This is a genomic window from Parasaccharibacter sp. TMW2.1890, from assembly GCF_023337645.1.
In the GTDB taxonomy this organism is placed as follows: Bacteria; Pseudomonadota; Alphaproteobacteria; order Acetobacterales; family Acetobacteraceae; genus Bombella; species Bombella apis.
On sequence record NZ_NWUV01000006.1, the window covers coordinates 1 to 8,532 of the forward strand.

Below are 8,532 nucleotides of genomic sequence, written 5' to 3' on the forward strand. Positions count from 1 at the left end.
CAATCGAAGAGCCAGAACGTTACATACCAGCTCAAGGGGACAAAGAAGCTTATCTTCGGCGCCTGCAGGACGTAAAAAATGCTGAACGTATCGTAACAATTTCTGCGTATGTTGCCAGTGAGGCCAAAAAACGGATAGCTGCTGATCCAGATCAAATAATTATAGCACTCAATGGTGTTGATGAGCGTTTTTCTCCACCAGTTCCAGGTAGTATCAATCGTACTGATCTTATGAAACGACTAGGTATTTCTCGACCTTTCGTTTTCAACACAAGTCCGCTCGAATATCGCAAAAACCTTGAAGGACTAATTGCATCATTCGGCAGTATGTCGCGTAATGTCAGTAATACCCATCAGCTCGTGATAGCTGGAAAATTCGACGATTACGCACGTAACTATCTCATGAGCCTCATACGTGCAGAGGGACTTCCTGCTGATACTCTGGTCTTCACAGGTTTTGTATCTGAAACAGACCTTATAGCCCTATATGCAGAATGCGCTCTGTATGCGTTTCCATCATGGAGCGAAGGGTTCGGACTGCCTCCTCTTGAAGCCATGGCATGCGGCGCACCGACATTATGTGCTAACACAACGTCTTTACCTGAAGTCATGGGGCGCTCCGATCTTTTATTTGATCCGACCTATCCTGAGGAAATGGGTGCCATGATGGAACGAATACTTACGACTCCCAAATTACGTGCGGAGCTTCGTTCATATGGTATTGACCGTGCAAGCTTATTTAGTTGGAACAACACTGCACGTACACTTCTAAGTCATATTGAAAAACTTCCATCTCCTAAAAGACTATCTTTGACGTTTCGTACGGTTACTGGAAGACCGAGATTAGCAATTGTCTCTCTACAACTCGATACCGGACATCACGTTGCTGGACGTCTTTCAGCTTTGATTGCGCTTCTTTCAAAATATGCGCATGTCACATTGATTGGTCATGAAAGGTTCGACGCAGATCAAAATGCAGCTGCACTTGTCGAACTCCGCGATCTTGTCTGGTTCGATTGGAATGCTTCACGTTTCGATCAAGTACTCTATGTTGGAGACGTCCATACTAATCCTTATCTTGCAAAAGTCATGGGCATTCGACCTGGTCCATATATTGAACTACAGTCACCAATTCCTGACATAAAATGCAACATTGAAAATAGTTCCCTACTCAATGATCAATATGCACTATTTGGAATGGCTGGCCTATTTGTTAAGCCCCAAACTCTAGAAGAGAAAAAAGTAATTCTGGGGGCGTCTTGTCGGAATGCTGCTTCTGAAGTCTTATTTGAGGGTAAAGAGGGATTGCCACTTTTACCGCTCAGTACGGACCTAAAGTCGGCAACACGATATCGTACAGCAATGGGCATTGCTGCAGATGTACCTCTTTTTGTTGTGATCGTTAAGCATCCGGTTACAGCAACACCGATCTTGCAGGCCTTTCGGCGTCTAAACGCAATATCTCACGATGCCCAACTCGTAATCCATGCGAGTGATGATGACAGTCAGTTTACCTTACTTTCGGACGAAACATTGCATATGCGTAATGGTATTCGTCATGTCGTAGGTTCGATTTATCCGCACCTTCGCGGATTGATGTCTGCCAGTGATCTGCTTTTCCTCGGCGAGGACCTTCCAACAGATATTATCAAGCGATATACGCACGATGCGGCAGACGTCTCCCTCCCGACGCATGTATGCGCTCCTCAAGACACTATTCTGACATCCTTAATGGATGAGATCATTGTAAAATGTCGTAAAAGCGGGTGTCGTTCTGCTTCTCTTCTTATGTCGCCGCCTTCAGCAAATATTGCACCGTGGATTGACCGTATTCTCAGGACTGTTGACATCCCAGATACAGAACTTGGAATTCGAATGAGGCTTGAACAACGTTTGGCAGGAAGCATTCGTGGACACCGCGCCAGTTCTCTTGATCTGGGACAACTGTGTTCAGCACTCGAAAGGAATATGGCTTTCGAACGTGATACGATGTTGTGCTTCGATATTACCGCCTACGCATCACCTAACTCGATCCGTCGTCTTGATCCATATCTTACTGCTCATCTTCTGGCGTTAATACGCAAAGGAGGCAAGTCAGTCTGTGCGGTTTTCGAGCACGAAGGCAAATTCGTGGTTGCTAATCAGTTTATAGCCAACCTTTCTGGTCAGGCTGCTCCGTTTGCACAAGATCATGAGTTTCTTGTGCGTGCGGGTGACAAAATCATAGGGCTTGATGGTTTTCATTCTTTTGCTCAGTCCTCCGAAGCAGCATTACGAACAAGTCAAGAGCACGGAGCAGCTCTTATTTACTGCACAGTCGGTGAAGCTATGCATATGAAGAATGAATCTTCAAATATTGCAGATCTAATTATAGAGTGGTCAAAAAGTAGAAATGTAAAATTTTCTAGCTCAATTAGCAATTTAAAAGAAGACAACACCATAAGTCATAGCACTAATAATATTTTAAAATGGGCAACAAGAAAAAATATTCATGTAGATATTCTTGATATTGGAATATCAAAGAATAAATACAATATAGAAGAATATCCTTCTGTTACAAGACACATATTATCGCCAAATTTTAAAATAATTGCTACAGCCATTGCCGACCGTATGAGCAGTTTGGCGCACAATATGTCGATGATGCACTACACAGTTATGGGACATCTTCTTGGTAGCTACAGTCTTGCTATAATAAATCGCTCTATAGCAATGACACTTAATGATGAATTTCCAAATAAAACTCATTTCAGGCCATTTGAAACAGATCCAATCACTCATACTGAAGGTGTTCCAAAGGATGAACAGCCTTTAATGATTGAATTATCTGAACGATCGTTGCCATCACCAGCACAAGAGATCGTAATCAGTCAGCATTGGCCAATTATGCCTCCGACATGGAACCCGCGCTTAGCTATCTCCCTTTTCGCTTGGGAAGAAACGCATGTTCCGGTTGGGATTATCAAAACGCTTGCAAGTGGCTTCAATGCCGTCATAGCGCCAACCAGTTTTGTTGCTGACGCACTTCATGTTTCCGGATTGCGTATTCCTGTCGCAACGATCGGACAGCCTGTAGATCTAAAGCCATTCTGGAAAATGGCTGAGGCTAGAGTTCCAAATCAACCTATCAGACGCTTTCTGCATGTTTCGTCTTGTTTCCCACGTAAAGGGATCGATGTTCTGCTTAAAGCGTGGGCCAAGGCATTTTCAGCATCTGATAATGTTGAACTTATTATCAAGACTTTTCCAAATCCACACAATGATTCCGAAGAACAATTAGATAACCTTCGCAAACAAGTGCCCTCCCTTGCACCGGTAATAATCATCAATAAGGATATGAATGGCGAAGAGTTGCGTGATCTTTATGCATCTGCTGATGCCATGGTGCTACCATCGAGAGGAGAAGGTTTTAATCTCCCTGCGCTTGAGGCAATGGCTTCTGGGCTTCCACTTATAGTAACAGCTCAGGGTGGTCAGCGTGATTTTTGTGGTCCGGAACAAGCACGACTTATCCGATATCGGTTTGCACGTTCCACAAGTCATGTCCAAGGGTCTCATGCGATGTGGTTGGAACCTGACGTCGAAGATCTTGTGAATGCCTTACGTGAGCTTGCTGACCCCAATCGACGGGATGAAATTAGTATCCGTGCAAAAAGTGCGCTTTTAGTCTCATATGTCGAAGGAGACACAAAAGCATGGACTCAACGCTTCACGGCCATGTCACGTAGCTTGCTTGAGCCACGTGATACATCACCTGCAAAAATTGCTTGGGTTAGCACTTGGGCTATCCAATGCGGCATTGCCCAATATTCGGATTATCTCCTAATGCGTATGAGTTCAGAACAACAGAAAAACTTAACTATTTTTAGTGATTACCGTTCTCCTACCAGACAAGGTGTATTGCACCATGAAAATGTTTGGAAATTTATTGGAGATAAAGCAATAGAAATTGTTGATGCAGCTTACTCCAAAGGGTCAGAGGCCATTGTTATTCAACATCAGGACGGACTGATTTCATGGGAACAACTAGGTTGCATAGGAAACGATCCTCGACTTTCAACGATGGTATCCATTGCTGTTCTTCATAATGCACGTAATCTTCGACGGGTAAGTGGAGAAGAAGCTGCAATGATCATCAATGGTCTTTCAAAGATGACGCGTATTCTTGTGCATAATATTGACGATATGAATTTTCTTCTAGGTTTGGGGCTGACAAAAAATCTCGGTCTCTTTCCTCATGGTGCATTTGCACCGCATAATACCCCTTGGCCTCGACAAATTGGGGCAAGTGATTCGCCAATTATTGGCTGTCATGGCTTCTTTTTCCGTCATAAAGGGATCGATAAGTTGATCCAAGCGATTGCTGGTCTTAAGAGACGCTGGCCAGGAATAAAATTACGTCTTGTTAATGCACGTTTCCCTGGTAATGACCAAGATAGTTTCATTCAATCTTGTCAAGATATGGCAATAAAGCTTGGAATTGAAGATGCTATTGAATGGTATTTTGATTTTCTTCCTGTCGAAAAAATTGAAAAATTACTTGGTGAATGTGATGTTATTGCGCTTCCTTATTCGGAAAGCGATGATTCAGCTAGTGGAGCTGTACGAACTGCTCTTGCAACTATGGTACCTCTTGTTGCAACGCGAGTGCAGATATTTTCAGAACTTGGGAATGCTGCTGCATGGGCTGAGAATAATGATCCGAATGAGTTAATTCGAGTTATCGGTAATTTACTCGAAAGTCCGGCACTTCGTCGGAATGTTCAAGCTAACATGCATGAATGGCTCGATGCACATGATTGGAATCTTATGGCAACCCGTTTAGAAAATATGATTAATGGTCTTGTACAAGAGCGTCGTTTAGGCTGGAACGTTTCACGTAACCTTTTACACTGATGAAAATATTAGTTGGAATAAATCTACCTTTGTGAAAGTTTGTTTGCCGCCTGAAGAAATGGCAGAAAACAGCCATTCTGTCAGGCGGCAAATGACATTCTGGAGGACAGACCTCTCCCTCCAGTTCCTCTTCCTGAGCAGATTTTAGACCAGGCTTTCAGAAAAAACGGAGCGTCAGAGGGCTCTGAGTTGGGCCATGGCGGCTTCACGGTTGTCCCGAAAGAGTTCCTGCCATGGTGTCAGCCCTTCAGGGGGCTTTTCCATCTGCCGCCAAATGGTCTGGGACGCTTTTCTTATATGAAAATAGGGACTTCCCGGCAGATTTTGCCGCCTGAAAAAATGGCTGATTTCTGCGCTTTTCCGCTTGAGCTGCCGAAGACCGTTCAGGACCTCATTCACATAGGTCGATGAGACGGTGATCTGGTACAGATTGGAGGTCTGGCGGCGGCCGATCCGCTTGTTGGTCCATGTGATCCAGCCCCGCATCCGGGCTTCACGGAGGGCATTACGGACCGTCCGCTCTGAAACACCAGACTCAACGGCCAGTGTGGAATGGGACGGAAAACAGCCTTTACTCCCGAAGTAGGATAGCAACGCCTGATAGACACGCCCCTGATGCGGCGTAATCCGGCGGAACTGCACAAGAGTTTCAAAAAAGGCTTTAAGGCGGAAAGAGAGAAGCATATAATACCAACACACGATGGCCGTGTGATCCTTTGTCGGGCATGGCTATCTAGGGTGGGCACTGCTGGACACAGGCCCGCCCACCATGCAATGGACGATTTCCCTACAAGATGACCATATTGCTCTGCCGTCAATATGATTTTTATATTGTTTCGGTTTGATAATTAAAAAAAGGGGATATGCGAGGCATATTTCCTAATCCGTTGAGCCTTGCGAATAAGGCAGATGTGAAGAGGTTCGCCAGAGGTGGGCCTACTTCACCTGTCCTGCCCTCATTTTAGCGGCAAAAAATAGGGCACACTAAGGGAACACTGGTTCCTCTGAAGGACAGACCTCTCCCTCTGGCTCCTCTTCTTGAGCAAATTCAGGCCGTGCTGACAGGGAAGATGGGACGTTATTGGGTCCGGTATGAGGTCAGATACTGGTTCATGGCGGCTTCGGGGTTGTCCCGGAAGAGCCTCTGCCATGGTGTTAGCCCATCAGAGGGCTGTTCCAGACCGTTCCATATCTTCTGGGACGCCTTTTTTATATAAAAATAGGGACTTCCCGGCAGATTTTGCCGCCTGAAAAAATGGCTGATTTCTGCGCTTTTCCGCTTGAGCTGCCGAAGACCGTTCAAGACCTCATTCACATAGGTCGAAGAGACAGTGATCTGATACAGATTGGACGTCTGACGGCGGCCGATCCGCTTGTTGGTCCATGTGATCCAGCCCCGCATCCGGGCCTCACGGAGAGCATTGCGGACTGTACGCTCTGATACACCGGACTCAACGGCCAGTGTAGAATGGGACGGAAAGCAGCCCTTATTGCCGAAGTAAGATAGCAACACCTGATAGACACGCCCCTGATGCGGCGTAATCCGGTGAAATTTCACAAGGGTTTCAAAAAAGGCTTTAAGACGGAAGAGAGGAAGCATATAATACCAGCACACGATGGCCGTGTGATTTAGAGTTGGGCATGGCTGTCTGGGGTGGGCACTGCTACCAACAGGCCCGCCCACCATGCGACGGACGATTAGAGATGTTTTCTTCTTTCTCGTCGTTTCGTCAAGCGTTTCTGTTATTTTCATTGAAAAAATTATTTTTCCTCATGGCAGTTCCAGCTTATTGGAAATATTTCATTAATCATTATGGTATTTTTTTTCGTTACCAGAAATAAGTTTTTATTACTACTTATTGTGAGAAGGATTTTTTGTATTAAAAATAAAAATATCGAAGTATATTATTCATATGGCAATTATCTTTATTAAGATAAATATAATATAATATTAATTATATTAACATTAGGCAACCATACACGTAATGAAAAAGAGTTTTTTTAAATTTATAAAAATCAATTACTTACATATCAAGATACCCACTTGAGATAACAAGAAAAATCAGGTTTTATAGCCCATCTGTCTACGATGGGTGTAACTGAACCAAACGAACTATGGTCTTTTTTAAAGAAATATGATGATCATCAGTATCAGAAAACGCGCAAAAGCACGTTCATTAGCTAGGGCTCACAATTGGGCAGAGGCAATCAAAGTTTATAATACAATAGGTCCTCGAGCGCAGTTAGATACCAAAACGCTGGTTCAGTTAGGACACGCTTATAAAGAAAATGGGCAGGCTGCAGAGGCTATGCATAGCTATCATGAAGCTGCCGGACGTGTACCTTTCCTTCTAGATGCTCAGCTTCAGGCAGGTTTTTTTCATCGCTCAAGATCCGAAGTTCAAAGTGCTGTTACTTTCTTTGCTCGAGCTCTTGTTTTGAATGGCAATGCAACAGACTTACTAAAAATTTTAGAAGAACTCGGACAAAAGACAGAAGATGACCGTGATGCTATAATACTCACTGCAACTCTTCTACCTATTTCAAATGATATCTCGCCATATATCCCTGATCTGACCATACGTGCACGGCTATATCGCACTAAAGCACGCCAAGCTGGGCGTCGTCACGAATGGGCTAGTGCAGAACAATATTATATCTCTGCGCTAGCAGTATGCCCTGACAATCCTGCTCTCCTCATGCAACTCGGACATTGCCAGATTGAACAGGGCAAGGTGGCAGATGCGCTCATTTCTTATCGTCGTGCAGCCCTGGCCTCACCTGGCGATTTTGAAAAATACTATCATGCAGGAAATGCATTAAGGTTGCTTGGGCGAAGACAGAGTGCGCTTGCTGCCTATCAAGCCTCTGCGAAGCTTAATGAAGATTTTTCTCCGTCACTCGAGGAGATTAAACGCTTGCAGGCCATCCTCTTTTCCCAACAACCTTCACTAAACAATCACCTCCAATCTGAGCTGAAAGTGATACCAAAAACGGATCGTTATCTTAATGAGGAGCCATGGTTAAGCAACTCCCAGAAAACAATCTTTAAATATTTCTCTGGTTCACTTGCCTGTAAGGAATAATTCTTCACGATGCATATTCTCATTGATCTCCAATCTTGCCAAAATGGAAGCCGATTTCGCGGGATTGGCCGTTATGCCCTTGCCTTGACTAAAAGTATGCTCCGTTTAGGGCGAGAACATACTTTCACCATATTATTGACGGACCGTTTCCCAGGCTCAATAGCTTATGTACGTCAGGAACTTGAAGGTTTTATTAGGCAGGACTCTATTGTCGTCTGTAGCCTTTTTGAAGGTACCTCCTCCTCAGATCCAAACAATGCCTGGCGTAATCATGCGGCAGAAAACTTGTACAGCGTGTTCATTGCGCAGTTTCGTCCTGATATCGTATTTAATCCAAGCATTTTCGAAGGCTTCTGGGATAACACCGTTGTTTCAGTCAATCCTGACCTGTTCCGAAGCATTGTAACGCTGCATGATCTTATTCCAATCGAAGAGCCAGAACGTTACATACCAGCTCAAGGGGACAAAGAAGCTTATCTTCGGCGCCTGCAGGACGTAAAAAATGCTGAACGTATCGTAACAATTTCTGCGTATGTTGCCAGTGAGGCCAA

General features: G+C 44.4%; 4 protein-coding genes and 1 pseudogene. 3 read left to right on the forward strand and 2 right to left on the reverse strand.

Going from position 1 to position 8,532, the window contains the following annotated elements:
- Positions 1 to 230 precede the first annotated feature (230 nt).
- Positions 231 to 4,895 (forward strand): glycosyltransferase, encoded by a 4,665-nt coding sequence (locus CPA54_RS09095; RefSeq protein ID WP_249086186.1) that lies wholly within the window; start codon positions 231 to 233, stop codon positions 4,893 to 4,895.
- 174 nt (positions 4,896 to 5,069) lie between these two features.
- On the opposite strand, the gene CPA54_RS09100 is transcribed toward CPA54_RS09095, so the two are convergent.
- Positions 5,070 to 5,579 (reverse strand): helix-turn-helix domain-containing protein, encoded by a 510-nt coding sequence (locus CPA54_RS09100; RefSeq protein ID WP_249086188.1) that lies wholly within the window; start codon positions 5,577 to 5,579, stop codon positions 5,070 to 5,072.
- 394 nt (positions 5,580 to 5,973) lie between these two features.
- Positions 5,974 to 6,453 carry a helix-turn-helix domain-containing protein gene (locus CPA54_RS09105; protein ID WP_249086189.1) on the reverse strand — a complete coding sequence of 160 codons (480 nt, stop codon included), beginning with the start codon at positions 6,451 to 6,453 and terminating at the stop codon, positions 5,974 to 5,976.
- 577 nt (positions 6,454 to 7,030) lie between these two features.
- Here CPA54_RS09105 and CPA54_RS09110 point away from each other — a divergent pair.
- Entirely contained in the window at positions 7,031 to 7,981 is a 951-nt protein-coding gene (locus tag CPA54_RS09110; RefSeq protein ID WP_249086191.1) for a lipopolysaccharide assembly protein LapB, read from the forward strand.
- 9 nt (positions 7,982 to 7,990) lie between these two features.
- Positions 7,991 to 8,532 (forward strand): annotated as a pseudogene (locus CPA54_RS09115) (hypothetical protein); the annotation flags it as partial.